Here is a 19,865-nt window from a genome sequence, read left to right as displayed (position 1 = left end):
GGTTCCGCCGCCACGATCAAGATAACCCCAGCGCAAAACGAAAGAGGATCGATGAAGGTTCTGGTGCCGGTCAAGCGGGTGGTCGACTACAACGTCAAGATCAGGGTCAAGAGTGACGGATCCGGCGTTGAGCTCACCAACGTCAAGATGTCGATGAATCCGTTCGATGAAATTGCGGTCGAGGAAGCCCTGCGGCTCAAGGAGGCCGGCAAAGCGACCGAGGTGGTGGTGGTCTCGATCGGACCGGCGCAGGCTTCGGAAACGCTGCGCACGGGTCTTGCGATGGGCGCCGACCGCGGCATCCTGGTCAAGGCCGAGGGCACCGTCGAGCCGCTGGCGGTGGCCAAGATCCTCAAGGCGATTGCCGATGAGGAACAGCCCGGACTGATCATTCTCGGCAAGCAGGCGATCGACGACGATAGCAACCAGACCGGCCAGATGCTGGCGGCGCTGCTCGGCTGGGCGCAGGCGACCTTCGCCTCCAAGCTCGAAGTCGAAGGCTCCGACTTCACGGTGTCGCGTGAAGTCGACGGCGGTTCGCAGACCGTGAAGCTGAAGGGGCCGGCGATCGTCACCACCGATCTGCGGCTGAACGAGCCGCGCTACGCCAGCCTGCCCAACATCATGAAGGCGAAGAAGAAGCCGATCGCCGAGAAGACCGCGGACCAGTACGGCGTCGATCTCGCGCCGCGCCTGGAAGTCCTCAAGACCGTCGAACCGAGCGGCCGCAAGGCCGGCGTCAAGGTCAAGGACGTCGCCGAACTGGTCTCCAAACTCAAGAACGAAGCGGGTGTTATCTGATGGCCACGCTGCTGATTGCCGAACACGACCACGCCCAGCTCAAGGACGCCACCAACAAGGCGCTGACCGCGGCCGCCGCTTTGGGCGCCGAAGTCCATGTCCTGGTCGCCGGTGGCGGCGAGGGCACCAAGGCTGCGGCCGAAGCCGCTGCGAAGCTGCAGGGCGTCGCCAAGGTGCTGCTGGCCGAAGCGCCGCTTTATGAGCACGACCTCGCCGAGCCGCTGGCTGCGCTGCTGGTGTCGCTGGCGCCGAACTACGATGCGATCGTCGCGCCCGCGACCTCGCGCTTCAAGAACGTGATGCCGCGCGTCGCAGCATTGCTCGACGTCATGCAGCTGTCGGAGATCATCAAGGTGGTCGCGCCCGACACCTTCGAGCGCCCGATCTACGCCGGCAACGCGATCCAGACCGTGAAGTCGAAGGACGCCAAGAAGGTGATCACCGTCCGCACCTCGACCTTCCAGGCGACCGGTGAGGGCGGCAGCGCCGCGATCGAGGCCGTCGCGGCGGCGGCGGATCCCGCGCTGTCGAGCTTCGTCGGCGAGGAAGTCGCCAAGAGCGATCGTCCGGAACTGGCCTCGGCCAAGATCATCGTCTCCGGCGGCCGTGCGATGCAGAGCCGTGAGAACTTCACCAAGTACATCGAGCCGCTCGCCGACAAGCTCGGCGCCGGTGTCGGCGCCTCGCGCGCCGCGGTCGATGCCGGCTACGCGCCGAACGACTGGCAGGTCGGCCAGACCGGCAAGGTGGTGGCCCCGGAGCTGTATGTCGCAATCGGCATTTCCGGCGCGATCCAGCATCTCGCCGGCATGAAGGACTCCAAGGTGATCGTCGCGATCAACAAGGACGAAGACGCGCCGATCTTCCAGGTCGCCGATTACGGTCTGGTCGCCGACCTCTACCAGGCGGTTCCGGAATTGACCGAAGAACTGGGCAAGCTCGGCAAGTAAACGCCGGATTGCGGACGGATCCGGCTGCGGCCGGGTCCGTTGCCAAAGCTTTAGTTTTTACCGTGTTACGGTCTACCGCGCCGGAGCGACGGACTTCGGCGCAGAAACATGCGAGACTGGACCGGCCGGCGCATCGCGCGACCGGGCTCCCAACGAGAAGACGAGATGGCGGCAGTAATCAAGAAAGTCGGCGTAATCGGCTCGGGCCAGATGGGCAACGGCATCGCGCATGTCGCGGCGCTGGGCGGATTCGAGGTGGTGCTGAACGACGTCTCCGCCGACCGGCTGAAATCGGCGATGGCCACCATCAATGGCAATCTGTCGCGTCAGATCTCCAAGAAGCTGATCAGCGAGGACGCTCGCAAGAAGGCGCTGGCGCTCATCACCGCCACCGAAAAGCTCGAAGGTCTCGCAGATTGCGATCTGGTGATCGAGACCGCGGTCGAGAAGGAAGAGGTCAAGCGCAAGATCTTCCGCGACCTCTGTTCGACGCTGAAGCCGGAGGCGATCGTCGCCTCGAATACGTCGTCGATCTCGATCACCCGGCTCGCCGCCTCGACCGACCGGCCGGAACGCTTCATCGGCATTCATTTCATGAATCCGGTGCCGGTGATGGAACTGGTGGAGTTGATCCGCGGCATTGCCACCGACGACGCCACTTTCGAGACCTCGAAGGCGTTCGTCACCAAGCTCGGCAAGCAGATCGCAGTGTCCGAGGATTTCCCGGCTTTCATCGTCAACCGCATCCTGCTGCCGATGATCAACGAGGCGATCTACACGCTGTATGAAGGCGTCGGCAACGTCGAAGCGATCGACGCTGCGATGAAGCTCGGCGCGCATCATCCGATGGGCCCGCTGGAACTGGCGGATTTCATCGGCCTCGATACCTGCCTGTCGATCATGCAGGTGCTGCACGAGGGGCTGGCCGATTCCAAATACCGGCCCTGTCCGCTGCTGGTGAAATACGTCGAGGCCGGCTGGCTCGGCCGCAAGACCCAGCGCGGCTTCTACGATTATCGCGGCGACAAGCCGATCCCGACCCGCTGAGCCGGGTCGGCGTCCGGCGGCTGGAAACAATCAGGTTTCATCGATCGAATGCTGCGCGTCACGCGTGCTGATCATTCGGCATATTCAGAATGCGCGTAGCCGCTACGCAATTCGTTAACCGTGGACGCCTAGGATCGCGCCACGGAGTGTATGTTCATGGACATGAGCCTGATCACCGCGGCGCTCGGCCTGCAGGCCAGCCAGACGCAGATGCAGATCGCGACGACGGTCATGAAGTCGAATCTGGATGCGCAGCGCTCGGTTGTCGACGCGCTGCTCGGCACCGGTCAACAGAGCCAGTCGTCGCTCGCCAATGTGGCTGCCGGCGTCGGCGGCAATCTCGACATCACCGCCTGAGCCGCGGCGCGGCGCCTACGCCTTCACCAGCGCCTTGAAGCCGCCGAAGAACATCCGCTTGGCGTCGAACGGCATCGTCTTGGGGGCCATGCCGTCGAGGCGCGGGTCCTGCATCGCCTTCGCCATCACCCGGTCGCGCTGCTTGCGCGATTTGTAGACGATGTAGGAAAACACCACGACCTCGTCCGGCTTCAGTTTCACGCTGCGCGGAAACGACGTCACCTTGCCGGGCTCGACATCGTCGGCAATCCACTCGCGATAGTCGAGCGCGCCGTGCTCGCGGAAGACCTTGCCCGCCTTGCGCGCCAGCTTGACGTAGTCCGCGAGCTTGGCTTTCGGGACCGGCAAGACAAACCCGTCGACATAGGACATGCGCTTCCTCCTGCTCTGTTGTGCGGTCGCATTATGCGGCTCCCTGCAGGACGAGCGAAGGCGGAAGCTTCCGACAGCGCGCCGCCGGGTCCATTTGTCGCGGCGCGCGCGTCAGCTCAGCGGGCGAGGCTCGCTTTGACCAAGGCCAGCGCATCCGCGCTGTCCCATTCCGCAGGGCCCGCGATGGTGGCGATCTCGCAGCCCTGGCCGTCGACCAGCACCGAGGTCGGCATTCCGAGCGCGCGGCCGATGCCCTTGAGGTCCTGGAACACCCGGGCCGAGGCGTCGCTGAAGTAGCTCAGTCTGGTCAGCTTCTCGTCGTCGAGAAACTTCTTCGGCTTGGCCGGGTCGCGGGTGTCGATGTTGATCGCCACCACCTCGAAATCCGCCGATCCGAGCTTGGCCTGCAGATTGTCGAGCGCGGGCATCTCTTTGCGGCAGGGCACGCACCAGGTCGCCCACAGGTTCACCAGCAGGGTTCGGCCGCGGAAGTCGGACAGTTTCTTCGGCTGGCCGCTGCCGTCCTCGAAGGCGAGGTCGGGCAGCTTCAGCGGCGACGACGCCATCGTCACCGCCGCCATTTCGCCGCGCGCCAGCGGCTTGAGCTGCTGCGCCAGCGCCAGCGCCGGCCGGCAGGCCGGATCGCCCGATGCATTGCGCTGAAGCCCGGCAATCCCGTATACCCCGGCTGCTCCTGCGACGACGAGCACGGCGATCGCGGCCAGAATGATGGTGCGGCGGCCGGCGCGGCGCGGCGGGACGGGATCGGGCTGGGTCTCGGTCATCAGGCACTCAAAACCGGTAGGCCGCGCAGGCTCGCAGGCGGCTGCTGGTGGGTTCGAAACAATTCGGATGCGGGCATGATCGTGGGCGGCGGACGATGAGCAACAAGATGTGGGGCGGCCGGTTCACGGATCGCCCCGACGCGATCATGGAAGAGATCAACGTCTCGATCGACGTCGATCGGCATCTTTACGCCCAGGACATCGCGGCGTCCAAGGCTCATGCCGCCATGCTCGCCGCGCAGGGCATCATCACCGCAAACGATGCGAAAAATATCGGCAAGGGTCTAGACACGATTCTGTCAGAGATCGGCGCGGGCAAATTCACGTTCAAGCGTGCGCTCGAGGACATTCACATGAATGTCGAGAGCCGGCTCGCCGAGCTGATCGGGCCGGCCGCGGGAAGGTTGCATACCGCACGCTCGCGCAACGACCAGGTCGCGACCGATTTCCGGCTGTATGTCCGCGACGTCCTCGACGAGACCGACGCGGCGCTGGCGAGCTTCCAGCGCGCCTTGGTGGACCGGGCGCTCGAGCACGCCGAGACCGTGATGCCGGGCTTCACCCATCTGCAGACCGCGCAGCCGGTGACTTTCGGCCATCATCTGATGGCTTACGTCGAAATGGCGGCGCGCGATCGCGGCCGATTCCAGGACGCCCGCAAGCGGCTCAATGAAAGCCCGCTCGGCGCCGCGGCGCTGGCTGGCACCTCGTTCCCGATCGACCGCCACGCCACCGCGAAGAAGCTCGGCTTCGATCGTCCGATGGCGAATTCGCTCGACGCGGTGTCGGATCGCGACTTCGTGCTGGAGACGCTGTCGGCGGCGTCGATCTGCGCGGTGCATCTGTCGCGCTTCGCCGAGGAGATCGTGATCTGGACCTCGCCGCTGGTTGGGCTTGTGCGCTTGAGCGACAAGTTCACCACCGGCTCCTCGATCATGCCGCAGAAGCGCAACCCGGACGCCGCCGAGCTGGTCCGCGCCAAGACCGGGCGGGTGATCGGCGCGCTGAACGGCCTGTTGATCGTGATGAAGGGCCTGCCGCTCGCCTATCAAAAGGACATGCAGGAGGACAAGCAGGGCGCGATGGAGGGCTTCGCCGCGCTGTCGCTGGCGATCCGGGCGATGACCGGCATGGTCCGCGACATCGTCCCCGAGCAGGACCGGATGCGAGCCGCGGCCGGCGAAGGCTACGCCACCGCCACCGACCTTGCCGACTGGCTGGTGCGGACGCTGAAGATGCCGTTCCGCGACGCCCATCACGTCACTGGAAAGATCGTCGGCCTCGCCGCCAAGGCCGGCGTTGCGCTGCACGAGCTGCCGCTGAAGGAGATGCAGGCGGTCGAGCCGAAGATCAGCCGCGACGCGTTGGCGGTGCTGAGCGTCGAATCCTCCGTGAAAAGCCGGACCTCCTATGGCGGCACCGCGCCGAAGAACGTCCGCGCCCAGGCCAAGGCTTGGCTCAAACGACTGGAAAAAGAACAAAAAATGGGTTGAACCGGGAGGCCGCCGGAGCATTCTGTGCGACCCTGGGTCTCGCCAGAACCAGGCAATCTCTGTATGGTTCGGCCGCAATTGGGGATTTCGACGTGAACCGCACTGCCGGCCCATCGCGATGGGCGCTTGTTGTCATCGCCGCCGCGACGCTGGCTCTTTCGGGCTGCGGCCGCAAGGCCGGGCTCGACCTGCCGCCGGGCGCCGCCGCCACGCCGTCGGTTTCGACCGCCTCCGAACCGGCCGCCAAGGGCGACGTGTTCGACTCGTCGTTCGGCGCCAACGCGCCTCCGGTCGCGGGCAGAGGCCAAAAGAAGCGCATCATTCTCGACCCGCTGCTGGACTGATCCGCAATGCGTCATTTCGACTACCGCGACGGCGTGCTGCACGCCGAGGGCGTCAGCCTTGCGTCGATCGCGCAGGCGGTCGGCACCCCGTTTTATTGCTACTCCACCGCGACGCTGGAGCGGCACTACCGGGTCTTCACCGAAGCCCTCAGCGGCGTCGACGCGCTGGTCTGCTACGCGATGAAGGCCAATTCCAATCAGTCGGTGCTGCGCACGCTGGCCAAGCTCGGCGCCGGCGCCGATGTGGTGTCGGGCGGTGAGCTGAAGCGCGCGCTGGCCGCAGGCATCCCGCCGGGCAAGATCGTGTTCTCCGGCGTCGGCAAGACCGAGGCCGAGCTGCGCGCCGCGCTGGCCCACGACATCAAATGCCTCAACGTCGAGTCCGAACCCGAGCTCGAGCTGCTGTCGCGGCTCGCGGTCGAGACCGGCCGCATCGCGCGGATCTCGATCCGGGTTAATCCGGATGTGGATTCAGGCACCCACGCCAAGATCTCGACCGGCAAGTCGGAGAACAAGTTCGGCATTCCGATCCGCCACGCCCGCGACGTCTACGCCCGCGCGGCGAAGCTGCCCGGCATTCAGGTCACCGGCGTCGACGTCCATATCGGCAGTCAGATCATCGATCTTGCGCCGATGGAATCCGCGTTCCGCCTCGTCGCCGAGTTCGTGCACGTGCTGCGCGGCGACGGTCACACGATCAGCCACGTCGATTTCGGCGGCGGCCTCGGCATCCCATACTACGAGGATCGCGCCGCGCCGCCGGAACCGTTCTCCTATGCGGAGATGGTCAAGCGTATCACCCACAATCTCGGCTGCACGCTGATGTTCGAGCCGGGCCGGATGATCGTCGGCAATGCCGGCATCCTGGTCGCGCAAGTGATCTATGTGAAGCACGGCGACGGCAAGACCTTCGTGATCATCGACGCGGCGATGAACGACCTGATCCGCCCGACGTTGTACGAGGCCTATCACGAGATTCTGCCGGTCGCGGAGCCTGCGCCCGGCGCGAAGATGATCACCGGCGACGTCGTTGGTCCGGTCTGCGAGACCGGCGATTACCTCGCGCTCGACCGCCAGCTGCCGGAGCTGAAATCCGGCGACCTGATCGCGATCATGACCGCCGGCGCCTACGGCGCGGTGCAGGCGTGCACCTACAACACCCGTGCGCTGGTGCCCGAAGTGCTGGTGAAGGACGACCAATACGCCGTGGTGCGCCCGCGCATCGAGGTCGAGCAACTGATCGCGATGGATCAGCCGGCGCCATGGCTGTGACGCACGGCTTCGACATCCGCTGATATCAAAGGTGGGGGTGGGACCGCCAGAACGCGGCGGACAAAGCTGGCGGTCCCGATCGCGCGTTGAAATTGTGGTCGGGAATGCGGCTTCGCCGTCCACTGCGCGATACGGTGACCGTAGCGATCCGCCGCGCCGCAGCAATGCAAACCGCCCCTTAACCTAACCGATCAACCTTAACTGCGCTGTGTTGCTCATCGCTCGTAGGCCTCAGGCCTTGTCGAGTTCGGCGAACACGTCGCGGGCGATCCGGAAACTGTCGACGCCGGCGGGAATCCCGGCGTAGCAGGCCACCTGCATGAAGATCTCGCGGATCTCATCCTTGGTGACGCCGTTGGTGAGCGCGCCCTTGATATGCGCCCGCAATTCGTGCGGCCGGTTCAGAATCGCGATCATCGCCAGATTGAGCATGCTGCGGGTCTTGCGCGGCAATTCCTCGCGCCCCCAGATCGCGCCCCAGCAATATTCGGTGACCAGTTCCTGGAACGGCTTGTTGAAGTCGTCGGAGTTCTTCAACGCGTTTTCGACATAGGCTTCGCCCAGCACGGCCTTGCGGATGTCCAGCCCCTTGTCGTGTGTGGTCTTGTCCATCACGGTTCCTTTGGTTGGGATCTGGCGGCGACGTTACGGGCTGACGCCGGTGCCGTCACGCATTCGTGTGACGCGATGGTGGCGCAAGGCCCGGCGGTACGAGGTGCCTCATTGCCGCCGTTGTGCTAGGTTGCTGTGGCGGCAACCCGGAGAGATTGTTGAGCGGACGCAGTCCCGACCCGTCACAGACCCCGCGAGATCCAGACGCGATGGCGCGGCTGCAACTTGCCACGGCTCTGCGACGTGCGACCTTCGCGATCGCCTGGGAGCGGAGCTGGCCGCTTCTCGTCCGGCTGCTCGGCGTCGTCGGCCTGTTTCTGGCTGTGTCGTGGGCCGGTCTGTGGCTCTCGCTGCCGTTCCTTGGCCGCGTTGCCGGCCTTGCGCTGTTTGCGGCGCTGGCGGTGGTCGCGCTGCTTCCCGTGCTCAAGTTCCGCTGGCCGAGCCGCGACGACGCGCTCGCCCGGCTCGATCGCGCCACCGGGCTGAAGCATCGCCCCGCGACGGCGCTGACCGATACGCTGGCCTCCAGCGATCCGGTGGCGCAGGCGCTGTGGCAGGCGCAGCGCGAGCGAACGCTGGCGGCGATCAAAGGCGTCAGCGCCGGATTGCCGGCGCCGCGGCTGCCGAAGCACGACCCATGGGCGCTGCGCGCGCTGGTCGCGGTGCTGCTGGTCGCGACCTTCATCGCCGCCGGTGAAGAGCGCACCGCGCGCGTGGCGGCGGCGTTCGATTGGAACGGAGCGCTGGCTGCGCCGAACGTCCGGGTCGACGCCTGGGTGACGCCGCCGGTCTACACCAACAAGCCGCCGATCGTGCTGTCGGCTGCGAACAGGACTCTCGCCTCCTCGAACGAAGCGGCGCTGCCGGTTCCGGCCGGCTCGACGCTACTGGTGCGCTCCAGCGGCGGCGATCTCGACGTTGCGATCAGCGGCGGCGTCGTCGAGGCGTTGCCGGAGGGCGAAGCGCCGAAGGGCGCCAGCGAGCGGCGCTACAAGATCACCGGCGACGGCACGGCGCATGTTCGTGCGCCGTCCGGTCAGCCGCAATGGTCGTTCAAGGCGACGCCGGATCATCCGCCGTCGATCGCTCTGGCGAAGGAGCCGGAGCGGCAGGCGCGCGGATCGTTGCAACTGTCCTACAAGCTCGAAGACGATTACGGCGTGACCGAAGCCCATGCGCTGTTCGCCGCATCGCCCTCCGCGACCGATCAGAACTCCGATACGCCGCGGCCGCTCTATGAGCCGCCGCAGTTTGCGCTGACGCTGCCGAATGCGCGGACCCGCGCCGGCGTCGGCCAGACCGTCAAGGATATCAGCGACGATCCCTATGCGGGCGCCGAGGTCACGCTGACGCTGACGGCGAAGGACGAGGCCGGCAATGAGGGCCGCAGCGAGCCCACCACGATGCGGCTGCCGGAGCGACTGTTCACCAAGCCGTTGGCGCGGGCGCTGATCGAACAGCGCCGCATTCTCGCGCTCGACGCCAACAAGAACGCGCAGGTCTACGCCGCGCTCGACGCGCTGATGATCGCGCCGGAAGCATTCACGCCGGAGGCCGGCCAGTATCTCGGCCTCTATACCGTCGCCGACCAGCTCGAGCGCGCGCGCACCGACGACGCGCTGCGCGAGGTCGTCGGCAATCTCTGGTCACTCGCGCTCAGCATCGAGGACGGCAATACATCGGACGTCGAAAAGGCGCTGCGCGCCGCGCAGGACGCGCTGAAGCAGGCGCTGGAGCGCGGCGCCTCCGACGAGGAGATCAAGAAGCTCACCGAGAATTTGCGCGCCGCGCTCGACAACTACATGCGCCAGCTCGCCGAGCAGCTCAAAAACAATCCGCAGCAGCTCGCCCGTCCGCTCGATCCCAACGCGCGGGTGATGCGGCAGCAGGACCTCAACAACATGATCGAGCGGATGGAGCGGCTGTCGCGCTCCGGCGACAAGGAAGCCGCCAAGCAGTTGCTCGAACAGCTGGCGCAGATGCTGGAAAACCTGCAGATGGCGCAGCCCGGCCAGGGCGGCGACGCCGACATGCAGCAGGCGATGAACGAACTCGGCGACATGATCCGCAAGCAGCAGCAATTGCGGGACAAGACCTTCAAGCAGGGTCAGGACCAGCGGCGCGACCGGATGCGCGGCCAGAAGGGCGAGCAGAATCTCGGCGATCTGCAGCAGGATCAGCAGAACCTGCAGGACCGGCTGCGCAAGCTGCAGCAGGAGCTCGCCAAGCGCGGTCTCGGCCAGGCCCAGCGCGGCCAGAAAGGCGAGCCGGGGCAGCAAGGCGAACAGGGCGAACAGGGCGAGCAGGGCGAGCAGAGCGAGGGCGGCCTCGATCAGGCCGAGTCCGCGATGGGCGACGCCGAAGGCCGGCTCGGCGAAGGCAACGCCGACAGCGCGGTCGACTCGCAGGGCCGCGCGCTCGAGGCGTTGCGCAAGGGTGCGCAGAAGCTCGCCGAGGCGATGCAGCAGGGCGACCAGCCGGGCCAGGGCGAAGGGCCGGGCAATCGCCCCGGTCGCCAGCAGAGCAGCGGCAACGACACCGACCCGCTCGGCCGGCCGTTGCATGGCCGCGAATTCGGCGACGATCTGTCGGTAAAAATTCCCGGCGAGATCGATGTTCAGCGCGTCCGCCGCATCCTCGAAGAACTCCGCCGCCGCCTCGGCGATTCAGCGCGACCACAGCTCGAACTCGACTACATCGAGCGGCTGCTGAAAGATTACTGAACTAACAGCTCGCCCCAGGCACAGCGCAACTTCTCCCGCCTGCGGGAGAGGTCGGATCGCGCAGCGATCCGGGTGAGGGCACTCCTATCAACGAACTTCTGAGTCACTGCCCGCGTCGCCCTCACCCCAGCCCTCTCCCGCAAGCGGGAGAGGGAGCGGGCTGCGACCCGGTGCTGGCGCTCAGTCCCGCTTCCGCGCCGCCAGCGCGTTGGCGACGGCGTTGCGGATGTCGACGACCGAGAACGGCTTGGTGATGACGTCGTGGATGATGGCGTCGAGCCCGGAGGCGCGTTCGCGCTGATCGGCGAAGCCGGTCATCAGCAGGATGGTGAGGTCGGGGAAGTCGCGCGCCGCCGCCAGCGCCAGCGCGATGCCATCCATGATCGGCATCTTGATGTCGGTCAGCAACAGATCGAAACGGCCGGCATGCTCGACGAGAATCTCGAGCGCCTCGCTGCCGTCTTCGGCGGTCATGATTTCGTGGCCGTCCATGGCGATGGCGCGCGCCACCAACAGGCGCATCGATTCTTCGTCATCGGCGATCAGGATTCGCGACATCACAAGTTCCCAGGCAGGCGGCCGTCGCTCGGCCGGCCGGCACGCAGATGGATCGGATCGGATTCAGGCGCCACCGGTCATGATATCGCGCCGGTTGAAGAAGCGCACGTCGATCGAGCGGGCTTCTGCCGGCGGCGAGGCCAGCCGGGACCGGAACCAGGCTTGTTCGCCGGGGCGCAGCGCCGTCTGCTCCAGCACCGCGTTCCAGGCATAGATCTCGGTGCCGCGCTCGTCGCGCACAATGAAGCGCAGCCGCGGCAAATCCGCCGGCTTCCGGCCGAGGCCCATGATCACGCCCTCGATCACCAGGACTAGCTTGGATTCCACCGTTTCGCGGCTGATCTTGACGTCCTTGATAGCCAGCGACCGCAGGTTCACCTCGAAACCGGCCAGTTTGTAGAAGGTCGCGGTCTGCGGCAGCAGCCGTACCACGTCGCCGCGCCAGATCAGCAGGCCCAGCGCCAGCGCGCCGAACGCGGCGCAGGCGGTCGAGGCGGTGAACAGCGACTTGATCGCCCGCACCGGGTCTTCTTTGAGAGGTTGGATTATCGCTTTCAGCCCCTTCGGGCGGCGACGTCCAAATGAGCGCTGGTTACGTTTGCGGCCTGTGCCCGGTTCGGTTTCGGGCTCGGGCTCGGGCGCCCGGACGAAGGTGTCGCGATCCTCGTCTGTTGGAATCTCGGCCGCGATCGGCGGGCTGTCGACGACGGGCGTATCCTGTTCGTCGTCGGTCACGCCCCAGCCGGGATCGGCCGCCAGATCGTCGGTCGGGGGTGGGTCCTCGACCGTCATGGCCGCGACGCGCGCGTCGGTCTGGATCACGTCTTCGGGGCGCGCCAGCCAGACTTCCTTGCAGCGGGAACAGCGCACGGTCCGGCCGGTATCGCCCAGTTTCGCCGGATCGATCGCATAGGATGTCGTACAATGGGGGCAGACGATGTGCATGACGAATCGCTGGCTATGTTCCTTGCGTCATCCTATCCGGCGTCCGTTAACGAACCGGAAACCATAACCGCCTCACAACCGGCCTACGGGCATAAGGCGTGGCGTGCCCTTTTCCGCTGCGCCGATCGCGATCGGAGCTGAATTTGGTCCGCTTCGAAAATGTCGGCCTGCGCTATGGGCTCGGTCCAGAGATCCTGCGCGATCTCAATTTCGCGATCCCGGCGCATTCCTTCCAGTTCCTGACCGGGCCGTCCGGCGCGGGCAAGACCTCGCTGCTGCGGCTGTTGTTCTTGTCGCTGCGGCCCACCCGCGGGCTCGTCAATCTGTTCGGTAACGACGTCTCTCTGCTCACCAAGGACGAGGTCTCGGCCTTGCGGCAGCGGATCGGCATCGTGCTGCAGGATTTTCGGCTGCTCGATCACATGACGACCTACGAGAACGTGGCGTTGCCGTTCCGCGTCAGCGGCCGCGACGAGTCGAGCTACCGCAAGGAAGTGATCGATCTGTTGAAATGGGTCGGACTGGGCGAACGCATGGACGCGCTGCCGCCGGTGCTGTCCGGCGGCGAGAAGCAGCGCGCCGCTATCGCGCGCGCGGTGATCGGCCGACCGCAATTGCTGCTTGCCGACGAGCCGACCGGTAACGTCGATCCGACGCTCGGCCGCCGGCTGTTGCGGCTGTTCGTCGAGCTCAACAAGTCCGGGACCGCGGTGGTGATCGCGACCCATGATATCAATCTGATGGATCAGTACGAGGCGAGGCGCATGGTGCTGCATCAGGGACGGCTGCACATCTATGAATAGGCCACCGCGACAGAGCGACCCGCGCGATGTGATGGTCGACCTCGGCGACGAACGCCCGCAGGTGCCGGCGCGGGCGCGCAATCAGTCGCCGATCGTGCCGCGGGCCTCGATCGCCGGCCGCGCGTTGGTCGCGGTGGTCGCGATCATGACGTTCCTCGCCTCGATGACGACCGGCGTGGTGCTGCTGATCAACGCCTCCGCATCGGAATGGCAGTCTGACGTCTCGAGTGAGATCACCGTGCAGGTCCGCGCGGTCCAGGGTCGCAGCCTCGAGCGCGACGTCGCCACCGTGGCCGAGGCTGTGCGCAACCAGCCCGGCATCGTCGAGGTGCGACCGTTCACCAAAGAGGAATCCGCAAGGCTGCTGGAGCCGTGGCTCGGCACCGGGCTGTCGCTCGACGATCTGCCGGTGCCCCGGGTGATCGTGGCGCGGATCGCGCCCGGCACGGCGCTCGATCTCGCCGAGTTGCGCCGCCGGATCGCGCAAGCCGCGCCAGCCGCAACGGTCGACGACCACCGCGCCTGGATCGAACGGATGCGTTCGATGACCGGCGCCACGGTGTTCGCCGGCATCGGCGTGCTGGCGCTGGTGATCATCGCCACCATCATCTCGGTGTCGTTCGCCACCCGCGGCGCGATGGCGGCCAACCGGCCGATCGTCGAGGTGCTGCATTTTGTCGGCGCCAGCGACCGCTTCATCGCCGACCGCTTCTTCCGCCACTTCCTGATGCTCGGCCTGCAGGGCGGCCTGATCGGCGGTGGCGCGGCGGTCTTCGTGTTCGGTTTTTCGGAATCGGTCGCCACCTGGTTTTCCGGCACCCCGGTCGGCGATCAGTTTGCGGCGCTTTTGGGAACCTTCTCGCTGCGTCCGATCGGATATCTGGCGCTCGCCGGCCAGGCGGCGCTGATCGCGGCGATCACCGCGCTGGCGTCGCGGCGAACGCTGTTCGCCACCTTGGCGGCGATCGAATGAGAGGCGAGGGGCTGTCGGGGCGGCCCAATCTGGGCGCGCGCCGGACTCCCTCCGCCAGAAAACGAACGCGAGTCGGTTTCATCGTCGACGAATCAGAGTCTCGTTTTCTTCTGTTTGCGCATGACCTTATCCGAAAACCGGTGTCCACTTTTCGGGATCATGCGATAGACTCCCGTTGTCGCTTGGACGAGGTTCGCCGAAAGAACCGCTTTGGCAACACGCAATCGAGGTATACCGGCATCCAATGGAGCTGCCGACTGATCAGCAACCGACACGAACCGCGCCCGGCAAGCCTGCGCGGCGGCCGGGACGGTTACGCGCGGTGATCGTCGCGACGTTGGCCCTCGGCTTCGTCGCCACGGCCGCGGGATTTGTCGCGTTCCTGGCGCAGTTGCGCGGCGCCGAGCTGAAGCCGAACCGCACGGCCGACGGCATCGTCGTGCTGACCGGCGGCTCGTCCCGGGTGTCGGATGCGGTCGAGCTGCTCGCCTCCGGCTATGGCAAGCGACTGTTGATCTCCGGCGTGCACCGGACCAATGGCGCCAGCGACATCTCGCGCTCGGTGCCGGACAGCAAGGACTGGCTGGATTGCTGCGTCGATCTCGATCGCTCGGCGGTCAACACCCGCAGCAACGCCGCCGAAACCCGGCGCTGGGCGCACGAGCGTGGCTTTCATTCGCTGATCGTCGTCACCTCGAATTACCACATGCCGCGCGCGATCGTCGAAATGTCGCACGCGATGCCCGACGTCGAGCTGATCCCATTCGCGGTGATCGGGGACAAGTGGCGCGACGAACCGTGGTGGACCAGTGGCGCGACGCTGCGGCTGCTGCTATCGGAATACGCGAAATACGTCGCCGTCGAAGCGAGGGTGCGGCTGGCGCGACTGGGCATCGAACTGGCGCCCGAGGCCTCGGAGCTGGCGCCCGAGCCGGCGGCCCGCAAGCCGACGACGGCGCTCGCGAACTGACCGGATTTGTTCGATGACATCGATTTTCGTGCGTTCGTTGATCTACAATGTTCTGTTCTATCTGCTGCTGACGTTCTGGATCCTGGTGGCGGTGCCGACATTCGTGCTGCCGCGCCGCGCGCTGATGAGAGTCGCCAAGCTGTGGGGCCAGAGCAGCATCTGGCTGATGCGTGTCGTCTGCAACACCAAGGTGGAGTTCCGCGGCGTCGAAAAGATTCCGCAAGGTCCGTTGATCGTCGCGCCCAAGCACCAGTCGATGTGGGAGACCTTCGCGCTGCTGCAGTTCTTCGATGCGCCGGTGTACATCCTGAAGCGTGAGCTGACCTGGATTCCGTTCTTCGGCTGGCTTCTGATGAAAGCCGACATGATCGCGATCAACCGCCAGAAGCGCGGTCGGATCCTGATGGAAATGTCGCGGCGCGCCCGCGAGGAAGTTCATCGCGGCCGGCAGTTGATCATTTTCCCGGAAGGCACACGGACGGCAGTCGGCGCGCCGCCAAACTACAAGGCCGGCGTCGGCCAGATCTATGCCGACTGTGGTGCGCCATGCCTGCCGGTGGCGCTCAATTCCGGCCTGTTCTGGCCGCGGCGGCAGTTCATGCGCTACCCCGGGACGCTCGTGGTCGAATTCCTCGATCCGCTGCCGGCGGGCCTTGATCGACGCACGTTCATCGAGCAGGTCAGCAAACTGGTCGAGACGGCGAGCAACCGGCTGATCGAGGCCGGCCGCAAGGAGCAGGCGGAGCTGTTCGGCCGGGTCCCGAGTACGAACGTCCAGACTGCCGCACCGAAGGTGGCGGATCGCGACCTCGGTCATCGGTAGCCGTGCGCGAGTCGCAGCCTGCTGCCTCTCCGGGAGCGGGCTGGGGTGAGGGCGAACCGAGCCCTGAGTCAGCGTTGTTCGGAGATGCTTTCCCCACCCGGATCGCTGGCGCGATCCGACCTCCCCCGCAAGTGGCAGAGGTTGCGCAGTGCCGGTTGCGAACCTAGCGCTGCGGCGGGGTCTCGTCGCGCAGTCCCTCGGCAAGTCGGTGCAATTGCGGGTCGCGGCAGCCCTGCGCTTCAAGGGAGCGGACCGTCGCCAGCACATAGTCGCGGTTCGCGCCCGAGCGGCCGTGACCTTGCCGCACCAGGCGAAGCTGCTCGGCCGGCGTCAGGCGGCCGGCATATTGCGCGTGGCCGCGATCCACCACATAGGCCATCGCGCTGACCCGCCTGCGGGCGTCATCCTCGAGCCAGACCGAGCGCTTGACCTCGCGATACACGCTGGTGACCTGTTCACGTTCGCGCAAATACGCCACCGTCTGCATCCGGTGCTCTTCGGCGACCCGAAAGGCGATGCCGCGGCAGGCGCCGCCGCGGTCGAGCCCCAGCACCAGGCCCGGGTGTTCGGGCGTGCCGCGGTGGACGAAGGAATAGACGCACAGCGCCCGGTGCTCGCCGATCAGCCGTGCCGGCGCCTGCTCGACGAAGGCGAAGCCGGGGCTCCACATCAGCGAGCCATAGCCGAACACCCACAAATCGCCTTCGGCCAACTCGGAATCGCTCAGGGTTTTGGCGGACATGACGGCCGGGTATCGTGCAAATGACAAATTCAGTCCTTACCGCATCGGACAGCAAAATGTGAGGGTTTTGGCGCTTCCCCCGCCTGCGGTCTCGACATGACGCGTGCGGCGAGCCGGTCCGGATTTCACTTTTTCGGTTTCTCCCTCTAAACGGGCTTCGATGACAGATCTCACGCTTCCTTATCGCCGCCGGCTGTGGCCGCTGTTGCTGATGCCGACCTTGCTGCTGGTCGCTGCGATCGGCTGGACCGGGTTCTGGTTCTTTTCCGCCGCCCAGGTCGACCGCATCGTCGACGCTTGGCGCGCGCGCGAGGCGGCCGCCGGGCGCGTGTTCGATTGCGGCGATCGCTCGGTCGCAGGCTATCCGTTCCGGCTGGAAGTGCGCTGCGCCAATGCCCGCGTCGAGCTGACCTCGCAGACCGCCGGGCAGGCGGCGAGCCAGACGCCGGTGACGGCGAAGCTCGGCGAGATTTTGGTGGTGTCGCAGATCTACGATCCGCGTCTGCTGATCGCCGAATTCAAGGGGCCGGCGACTTTTGCGGATCGCGGCCAGCCCCGGTCGATGTTGCTGAACTGGACCGCCGCGCGCAGCAGCGTCGTTGGTTTGCCCGGACCGCCGCAGCGCATTGCGCTGGTGTTCGATGCGCCGGCGCTCGACCGCATCAGCGGCGCAACCCAGCTCCCGCTGGCCCGGGCTCGCCACGCCGAGATGCACGCGCGCCAGATCGAGGGGCCGGCGCCGGACCAGCCGCAGATCGAGACGGATCTGAAGCTCGAGGGTGCCAGCGTCCAGGACGTGCATCCGCTGCTCGCCGATCCGTTCGACGCGCATCTGCGGTTGCTGCTGAGCGGGCTGAAGGATTTCCGCGCCAAGCCCTGGCCGGAGCGCTTCCGTGACATCCAGGCCGCCGGTGGCCGGATCGACTTCAAAGAGGCGCGTATCCAGCAAGGCGAGATGATCGCGACCGCGACTGGCTCGCTCGGGCTGACGCCCGCCGGCAATGTCGACGGCGAATTGCAGATGGTGGTCGCGGGCCTCGACAAGGTCATTCCCAAGCTCGGCATCGACAAGATGCTGGAGCAAGGCGTGCCGCAATCGACGCTCGACCGTGTCGCGCCCGGCGTCCGTGCCGGGGACGTCGCCAATGTCCTCGGCGCGCTCGATCGCGCGATTCCCGGCCTCGGCAAGGTGGTCCGTCAGAACGCCAATGTCGGCGTCGCCGCCGGCATCAACGCACTCGGCCAGGAAGCCGTATTGGAAGGTCGCCCCGCCCGCGCCTTCCCGCTGCGCTTTATCGACGGCGCGGTGATGCTGGGCCCGCTCAAGATCGCGCAGACCAAGCCGCTGTTCTGAGGCGGCCTGTTGAAGTAAGCGTCACCGCGTCCCGCAGCCTGCCCCCTCTCCCGCTTGCGGGAGAGGGCCGGGGTGAGGGCGCCCCAGGCAGTGAATCAGCGAATCGCGGAGCGGAGTTCCCTCACCCGGATCGCTGCGCGATCCGACCTCTCCCGCAAGCGGGAGAGGTAACAGACGCGCCGCCTTGCGTTCGCTAACTATGCAGCCCCGGCGCCTCGTGTCCGGTGCGGGCGACATACTCCGTGTAGCCGCCGCCGTATTTGTGGATGCCCTCGGGCGTCAGCTCTAGAACGCGGTTCGACAGCGCGCCGAGAAAGTGCCGGTCGTGCGACACGAACAGCATGGTGCCCTCGAATTCGGCGAGCGCCTTGATCAGCATTTCCTTGGTGGCGATGTCGAGATGGTTGGTCGGCTCGTCGAGCACCAGGAAGTTCGGCGGGTCGTACAGCATCTTGGCCATCACCAGCCGCGCCTTTTCGCCGCCCGACAGCACGCGGCATTTCTTCTCGACGTCGTCGCCGGAGAAGCCGAAGCAGCCGGCAAGCGCGCGCAGGCTGCCTTGCCCGGCCTGCGGAAACCATTCTTCGAGCGATTCGAACACGGTGAGTTCGCCGTCGATCAGGTCCATCGCGTGCTGGGCGAAATAGCCCATCTTGACGCTGCCGCCGAGCGCCACGCTGCCCTCGTCGGGCGCGGTCGAACCGGTCACCAGCTTCAGCAGCGTCGACTTGCCGGCGCCGTTGATGCCCATCACGCACCAGCGTTCGCGGCGCTGGATCTGGAAATCGAGCCCGTCATAGATCACGCGGCTGCCGTAGCGCTTGGCGACGCGCTTGAGGCTGACGACGTCCTCGCCGGAGCGCGGCGCCGGCAGGAAGTCGAACGCGATGGTCTGGCGGCGGCGCGGCGGCTCGACCTTGTCGATCTTCTCCAGCTTCTTGACCCGGCTCTGCACTTGCGCGGCGTGTGAGGCGCGCGCCTTGAAGCGCTCGATGAAGGCGACTTCCTTGGCGAGCATCGCCTGCTGGCGCTCGAACTGCGCCTGCTGCTGCTTGTCGGCGAGGGCGCGCTGCTGTTCGTAAAACTCATAATCGCCGGAGTAGCTGGTCAGCGTGCCGGCGTCGATTTCGATGATCTTGTTGACGATGCGGTTCATGAATTCGCGATCGTGCGAAGTCATCAGCAGCGCGCCTTCGAAGCCGCGCAGGAATTGCTCGAGCCAGATCAGGCTTTCGATGTCGAGATGGTTGGACGGCTCGTCGAGCAGCATCACGTCGGGGCGCATCAACAGGATGCGGGCCAGCGCCACGCGCATCTTCCAGCCGCCGGACAGCTTGCCGACGTCGCCGTCCATCATCTCCTGGCTGAACGACAGGCCGGCGAGGACCTCGCGGGCGCGGCCTTCCAGTGCATAGCCGTCGAGTTCCTCGAAACGATGCTGCACCTCGCCGTAGCGCTCGAGGATCTGCTCCATCTCGTCGGCGCGGTCGGGATCGGCCAGTGCGTGCTCGAGCTCCTTCAGCTCGGCGGCGACCTCGCTGACGGGGCCTGCGCCCTCCATCACCTCGGCGACGGCACTGCGGCCGGCCATTTCGCCGACATCCTGGCTGAAATAGCCGATGGTCAGGCCGCGATCGACCGAGACCTGGCCCTCGTCGGGCGTCTCGGTGCCCTTGATCATCCGGAACAGCGTGGTCTTGCCGGAGCCGTTGGGGCCGACCAGGCCGATCTTCTCGCCGCGCAACAGCGTTGCCGAGGCTTCGATGTAGAGGATCTGGTGGCCGTTCTGCTTGGAGATGTTGTCGAGACGGATCATGGGCTCACAGGGCTGCAAATGCTGCGGCGCGTTTAGCCGAAACCCGCCAGATGCGCCAGATAGGGATAACTCTCCACGCCGTCATTCCGGGGCGCTTGCGCAGCAAGCGAACCCGGAATCCCGAG

General features: G+C 66.2%; 20 protein-coding genes. 13 read left to right on the top strand and 7 right to left on the bottom strand.

Annotated features, from left to right (window positions below; genetic code table 11):
- Positions 1 to 51: 51 nt before the first annotated feature.
- The 4 genes from BMY71_RS13330 to BMY71_RS13315 all read left to right on the top strand — a co-directional run bounded on the left by BMY71_RS13330 (position 52) and on the right by BMY71_RS13315 (position 3,155).
- A complete protein-coding gene (locus BMY71_RS13330) occupies positions 52 to 801 on the top strand; it encodes an electron transfer flavoprotein subunit beta/FixA family protein (protein ID WP_011501353.1) in 750 nt (249 codons plus the stop codon).
- The gene (locus tag BMY71_RS13325) at positions 801 to 1,751 is read left to right on the top strand and encodes an electron transfer flavoprotein subunit alpha/FixB family protein (RefSeq protein WP_011501354.1); all 951 of its coding nucleotides are present in this window, start codon (positions 801 to 803) and stop codon (positions 1,749 to 1,751) included. The genes BMY71_RS13330 and BMY71_RS13325 overlap by 1 nt, the downstream gene beginning before the upstream one ends.
- A 165-nt stretch (positions 1,752 to 1,916) precedes the next feature.
- Positions 1,917 to 2,798, top strand: coding sequence for a 3-hydroxybutyryl-CoA dehydrogenase (locus tag BMY71_RS13320; protein WP_041805137.1), 882 nt, complete (start codon positions 1,917 to 1,919; stop codon positions 2,796 to 2,798).
- 156 nt (positions 2,799 to 2,954) lie between these two features.
- Complete coding sequence (locus BMY71_RS13315; protein WP_011501356.1) at positions 2,955 to 3,155, top strand: putative motility protein; 201 nt, start codon at positions 2,955 to 2,957, stop codon at positions 3,153 to 3,155.
- Between the two features lie 15 nt (positions 3,156 to 3,170).
- Here BMY71_RS13315 and BMY71_RS13310 read toward each other — a convergent pair whose 3' ends face one another.
- Positions 3,171 to 3,527, bottom strand: coding sequence for a DUF1428 domain-containing protein (locus tag BMY71_RS13310; RefSeq protein ID WP_092684328.1), 357 nt, complete (start codon positions 3,525 to 3,527; stop codon positions 3,171 to 3,173).
- Positions 3,528 to 3,643: 116 nt separating this feature from the next.
- A complete protein-coding gene (tlpA, locus tag BMY71_RS13305; RefSeq protein WP_092684326.1) occupies positions 3,644 to 4,312 on the bottom strand; it encodes a thiol:disulfide interchange protein TlpA in 669 nt (222 codons plus the stop codon).
- A gap of 95 nt (positions 4,313 to 4,407) precedes the next feature.
- Between tlpA and argH the strand changes: the two genes are divergently transcribed.
- The 3 genes from argH (at position 4,408) to lysA (ending at position 7,421) form a co-directional block, all read left to right on the top strand.
- Entirely contained in the window at positions 4,408 to 5,805 is a 1,398-nt protein-coding gene (argH, locus tag BMY71_RS13300) for an argininosuccinate lyase (RefSeq protein ID WP_092684324.1), read from the top strand.
- Positions 5,806 to 5,897: 92 nt separating this feature from the next.
- The gene (lptM, locus tag BMY71_RS13295; protein ID WP_175557668.1) at positions 5,898 to 6,149 is read left to right on the top strand and encodes an LPS translocon maturation chaperone LptM; all 252 of its coding nucleotides are present in this window, start codon (positions 5,898 to 5,900) and stop codon (positions 6,147 to 6,149) included.
- A gap of 6 nt (positions 6,150 to 6,155) precedes the next feature.
- Entirely contained in the window at positions 6,156 to 7,421 is a 1,266-nt protein-coding gene (gene lysA / locus BMY71_RS13290; protein WP_092684322.1) for a diaminopimelate decarboxylase, read from the top strand.
- A gap of 231 nt (positions 7,422 to 7,652) precedes the next feature.
- On the opposite strand, the gene BMY71_RS13285 is transcribed toward lysA, so the two are convergent.
- Positions 7,653 to 8,033: a carboxymuconolactone decarboxylase family protein gene (locus tag BMY71_RS13285; protein WP_011501362.1), complete on the bottom strand. Its 381-nt coding sequence runs from the start codon at positions 8,031 to 8,033 to the stop codon at positions 7,653 to 7,655.
- A 158-nt stretch (positions 8,034 to 8,191) separates the two neighbouring features.
- On the opposite strand from BMY71_RS13285, the gene BMY71_RS13280 reads away from it, so the two are divergent.
- Positions 8,192 to 10,756 carry a TIGR02302 family protein gene (locus BMY71_RS13280; RefSeq protein ID WP_092684320.1) on the top strand — a complete coding sequence of 855 codons (2,565 nt, stop codon included), beginning with the start codon at positions 8,192 to 8,194 and terminating at the stop codon, positions 10,754 to 10,756.
- 180 nt (positions 10,757 to 10,936) lie between these two features.
- Here the strand turns inward: BMY71_RS13280 and BMY71_RS13275 are convergent, their stop codons facing one another.
- Entirely contained in the window at positions 10,937 to 11,314 is a 378-nt protein-coding gene (locus tag BMY71_RS13275; RefSeq protein WP_011501364.1) for a response regulator, read from the bottom strand.
- Positions 11,315 to 11,377: 63 nt separating this feature from the next.
- Positions 11,378 to 12,259 carry an MJ0042-type zinc finger domain-containing protein gene (locus tag BMY71_RS13270; RefSeq protein ID WP_092684318.1) on the bottom strand — a complete coding sequence of 294 codons (882 nt, stop codon included), beginning with the start codon at positions 12,257 to 12,259 and terminating at the stop codon, positions 11,378 to 11,380.
- A gap of 143 nt (positions 12,260 to 12,402) precedes the next feature.
- Between BMY71_RS13270 and ftsE the strand changes: the two genes are divergently transcribed.
- From ftsE to BMY71_RS13250, 4 genes are all read left to right on the top strand, one after another.
- On the top strand, positions 12,403 to 13,062 hold the full coding sequence (gene ftsE / locus BMY71_RS13265; protein ID WP_011501366.1) for a cell division ATP-binding protein FtsE: 660 nt from the start codon (positions 12,403 to 12,405) through the stop codon (positions 13,060 to 13,062).
- The gene (locus tag BMY71_RS13260; RefSeq protein WP_011501367.1) at positions 13,055 to 14,035 is read left to right on the top strand and encodes a cell division protein FtsX; all 981 of its coding nucleotides are present in this window, start codon (positions 13,055 to 13,057) and stop codon (positions 14,033 to 14,035) included. Before ftsE ends, BMY71_RS13260 begins: the two co-directional genes overlap by 8 nt.
- A 244-nt stretch (positions 14,036 to 14,279) precedes the next feature.
- Entirely contained in the window at positions 14,280 to 15,005 is a 726-nt protein-coding gene (locus tag BMY71_RS13255; protein ID WP_011501368.1) for a YdcF family protein, read from the top strand.
- A 13-nt stretch (positions 15,006 to 15,018) separates the two neighbouring features.
- Positions 15,019 to 15,828, top strand: coding sequence for a lysophospholipid acyltransferase family protein (locus tag BMY71_RS13250; RefSeq protein WP_092684316.1), 810 nt, complete (start codon positions 15,019 to 15,021; stop codon positions 15,826 to 15,828).
- A 163-nt stretch (positions 15,829 to 15,991) separates the two neighbouring features.
- Here the strand turns inward: BMY71_RS13250 and BMY71_RS13245 are convergent, their stop codons facing one another.
- Positions 15,992 to 16,570: a gamma-glutamylcyclotransferase gene (locus tag BMY71_RS13245; RefSeq protein WP_011501370.1), complete on the bottom strand. Its 579-nt coding sequence runs from the start codon at positions 16,568 to 16,570 to the stop codon at positions 15,992 to 15,994.
- Between the two features lie 160 nt (positions 16,571 to 16,730).
- Between BMY71_RS13245 and BMY71_RS13240 the strand changes: the two genes are divergently transcribed.
- Complete coding sequence (locus BMY71_RS13240) at positions 16,731 to 17,924, top strand: DUF2125 domain-containing protein (RefSeq protein ID WP_092684314.1); 1,194 nt, start codon at positions 16,731 to 16,733, stop codon at positions 17,922 to 17,924.
- 193 nt (positions 17,925 to 18,117) lie between these two features.
- Here BMY71_RS13240 and BMY71_RS13235 read toward each other — a convergent pair whose 3' ends face one another.
- Positions 18,118 to 19,740, bottom strand: a complete 1,623-nt coding sequence (locus BMY71_RS13235; RefSeq protein ID WP_092684312.1) for an ABC-F family ATP-binding cassette domain-containing protein — start codon at positions 19,738 to 19,740, stop codon at positions 18,118 to 18,120.
- Between the last annotated feature and the right edge of the window lie 125 nt (positions 19,741 to 19,865).

It is taken from the genome of Rhodopseudomonas pseudopalustris (assembly GCF_900110435.1).
In the GTDB taxonomy this organism is placed as follows: domain Bacteria; phylum Pseudomonadota; class Alphaproteobacteria; order Rhizobiales; family Xanthobacteraceae; genus Rhodopseudomonas; species Rhodopseudomonas pseudopalustris.
This window is presented reverse-complemented; position numbering and strand designations above follow the sequence as displayed.